General features: G+C 41.0%; 2 protein-coding genes and 2 pseudogenes. 3 read left to right on the forward strand and 1 reads right to left on the reverse strand.

The features are described 5' to 3' along the window. Together EWV68_RS18310 and EWV68_RS18315 are read left to right on the forward strand one after the other, a co-directional pair. Positions 1-184: pseudogene (locus tag EWV68_RS18310) on the forward strand (hypothetical protein); the annotation flags it as partial. After that, positions 109-645, forward strand: a pseudogene (locus EWV68_RS18315) (IS630 family transposase); the annotation flags it as partial. The pseudogenes EWV68_RS18310 and EWV68_RS18315, both read left to right, overlap by 76 nt. 39 nt (positions 646-684) lie before the next feature. On the opposite strand, the gene EWV68_RS18320 reads toward EWV68_RS18315, so the two are convergent. Next, positions 685-2,256 carry a hypothetical protein gene (locus tag EWV68_RS18320; protein ID WP_287170641.1) on the reverse strand — a complete coding sequence of 524 codons (1,572 nt, stop codon included), beginning with the start codon at positions 2,254-2,256 and terminating at the stop codon, positions 685-687. 355 nt (positions 2,257-2,611) lie between these two features. Here EWV68_RS18320 and rfbF point away from each other — a divergent pair, with 355 nt between their 5' ends. Then, positions 2,612-3,442 carry a glucose-1-phosphate cytidylyltransferase gene (rfbF, locus tag EWV68_RS18325; RefSeq protein WP_287170642.1) on the forward strand — a complete coding sequence of 277 codons (831 nt, stop codon included), beginning with the start codon at positions 2,612-2,614 and terminating at the stop codon, positions 3,440-3,442. The last annotated feature ends 30 nt before the right edge of the window (positions 3,443-3,472 follow it).

Raw genomic sequence — 3,472 nt, forward strand, 5'->3', positions numbered from 1 at the left:
GCGATTTTTGTTAATTGTTTTTGATATAGAGCGAACTAATCAATTAAGTCTCTTACCAGATAAGGATTTAGTCGATTTATGCCCCCCTATCGAACCATACCAAGTAACGAAGAACCAGAGAAAATACCAGCCGAACCGAGAGAACCAGAAAGGTATGACTATCAATATGAGCGTAATGGTGTAGCCAATATGTTTATGTTTTTTGAACCATTACAAGGTTGGCGACATGTAGAAGTTACACAACAAAGGACGGCGAGCGATTATGCACACCAAATGAAATATTTGGTTGATGAGCGTTATCCGGATGCCCAGAAAATTAGAGTAATTCAAGACAACTTAAATACTCATGTAAAAGGCTCATTATCTAAAGCCTTTGAACCGGAAGAGGCCAAGAGAATTTTAGATAAACTCGAATTTCATTACACTCCCAAACATGGCAGCTGGTTAAATATGGCAGAAATTGAGTTGAGCGTTTTGAATCGTCAATGTCTCGATCGTCGTATCCCAGACATGGATAGTTTAAAACAAGAAATTAAGGCATGGGAAGAAAATCGAAATGAAAAGTCAAATTCAGTTGACTGGAGATTTACTACTGCTGATGCTCGTATTAAATTAAAAAAACTCTATCCCTCAATTCAAACTTGACAGACTAGTAGTAAAGGCATCTTCATCACTACAGTATTGCTACTCGATTTTATAGAGATAGGCTTCTGGGGTTTCCAGAAGGGAAGTCATCGGGCGATCGAGAGGGGGGGTTTTGGCGAGGGTAAAAATTGGAAATAAATCGTTCATTTGGATAGCCATTTTAAATTTCGGCTGTATATAATAACTACCCGATGGGCAGGCATTGGTTATCGTTAGCTCTCTTTTGGTCATAAAGGTATCGATATAATCGTACTGACCATGCTCTTTTCTTTTGCCTTTCTTGGCCGGATCACAAAGGGTTGAACCGACCGGAATCTGATTGATAATTTCCACTGTATCGGCCACGGATAGGAGTCTTTCGGAACCGTATTTACTAGCAAGATAACGTTGATTGAAATAGAGATTAGTTGCGATAGAATAGCCGATGATAATTGCTAGAACTAGACCGAGGATCCTGTCGAAAGTCTTAGTAAAGTTTAGATAGGCCAGACTAGCGATCGCCAAGAGGATAGGAGCAAACCAGAGTAAGATTTTACGATGGGAATAAAAATGCTCATCAGGATAATTAGAGGAAGCGTAGAGAAAAATTATCCAAGTGATCGCAAAAAAGCCGATCAGTGTTTTATTGCCTCGATATTTTTTGATGACTATGTATAGAGAAATGCCGAAAAAAATAGCCGAAACTACGACATTGAAAATTGATATATTGTCATTCAAAAAAAACACTTGATTACCCAGATAAACCGTTTCCCAAATCGCTTTAAATAGACGAGTGAACAGATTGCTCGATGGTTCACCGCTCGCCCCCTTCTCCGTGAGCGCTCTCACCAGTCCTTTCGTATTTGCAAATCTCCGAACTATCTCACTATTCCAATACATAATCAAGGCGAGATTTGCGGAGAGAATCGATAGAAAAGGCAAAAGACATTTACGAGTATTCTTGCGATTTCGATAAACAAACCCTAGAGAGGCGATAACAGAAGTCACTGGGATAATTAACATCGTGGTGGTGTGTAAACTCACCAATATAGCGACGGTAATCCCGAAGAATATCCAAGCTATAGCCTGATAGAGCAGCGGCTTACTCGTTTCCATCTGGAAACGATAGAGTAAAGCAAAAACGAGCAGGAAAAAGGGTATTGGGCTAGGGGCCCAGGAAAAATTATTAATAAAATAGTCCGCGTAAATCGTGCTATACCAAAATCCTGCCAAACTGGACAGGAGAAGACGTTTATCTTGTTCTACATTTTCTAAAAGTTGATAAACCAAGTAGATTAAGAGGGGAATCGATAGAAAAGAAAATAGTCCATTGGTAAGGACTTGAAATTCGGGAGCGGTACCGAAAATTGTCAGAGGGAACGCTAAATAACCATAGAGGGGAGGAATTACGAATCCATATTTTCCACCCCCCCCTGCAGGTCCCAATTGAGGAAAGTTTCCCTTCCACATATCCATCCAAAAGTAACCACCGCTAATCTGATCGGGATCGGGTCCGATATCGAAGGTAACATATTCAAAAATACTGACAATCCTGGTGAAAAAGGCAAAGGCGATCGCTAGAATCCCTAAAATCAGTGCTGTTACTCGGACTTTATTGATTGATTTCCCCATAAGTGTCGGTATTTTTATCCTAAAATTGTCTGGTAGCTTCGTGACCGTATCCCCGAATATTTATCTTCGCATGGTAGCACGAATTTCTAGTCCTACTCGGTCAGGATTATAGCGTTAAAGATGAAGTATAACCTGATTTAGTATCGCCGGCGGACGACCGACTCCCCAAAACGAAAACCTAGTACCTCACCATGAAGATAACTGCTATAGGATTTAAGAGACTGTTTAGCAATAAACTGGACACACTCGCTTAACAAAAATTTTTTTAGACAGATATTGGACAAGATCGGGAATCCCGTGTTAAACTGCCTCGATAAGATGATGTCACTCTCAAAGCCCTTCACTATATAATCTAATGGTAATACAATCGGTCAGTTTAACAGTTAAGGAATATAAGTCTAACATTCCCGTCGCCATCTTGTGTGGTGGCAAAGGAACCCGACTGCGGGAAGAAACCGAATTTCGACCTAAGCCGATGATTGCCATCGGAAATAGACCGATTATTTGGCATATCATGAAAACTTATGCCCAATATGGGCTAACTGACTTTATGCTCTGTCTAGGGTACAAAGGGGAAATAATCCGGGACTATTTCTTTAACTATGATTGGAATCAAAGTGATGTCCTCTTAGAGTTAGGCAATAAAAAAGTGACCAAACTCGATAGTGGACACGAGGAGGAAGACTGGCGTATTTGGTTAATTGACACGGGACAGGAAACCATGACGGGAGGCCGTCTTAAACGTCTCACCTCTTATATAGATCAAAGCGGAAGCGATATCTTTTTAGCCACCTACGGGGACGGGGTTTGTGATGTGAATATTGCGGATCTGTTGGACTTCCATTACTCTCATGGGAAATTAGCCACTATGACGGCGGTTCGTCCTTCTTCTCGCTTTGGCGAGTTAATCATTGAGGGTAATTTAGTCACTCAATTCCAAGAAAAGCCCCAAACGGCTGAGGGATGGATTAATGGGGGGTATTTTGTCTTAAATCGCAAGGTTTTGGATTTAATTGAGGGAGATGCGACGACTTTTGAAGCACAGCCCCTAAGAACCCTAGCCGCTTTAGGAGAACTCGCCGTATATAAGCATGAAGGGTTTTGGCAGTGTATGGATACTTACCGAGAAATGGAAATGCTCAATCACCTTTATGACACTGGACAAGCTAGATGGAAAATATGGTAAAGAAAGCATTTTGGTCGGGCAAAAAGGTCT

Source organism: Microcystis sp. M_QC_C_20170808_M9Col (genome assembly GCF_007095495.1).
Taxonomy (GTDB): domain Bacteria; phylum Cyanobacteriota; class Cyanobacteriia; order Cyanobacteriales; family Microcystaceae; genus Microcystis; species Microcystis aeruginosa.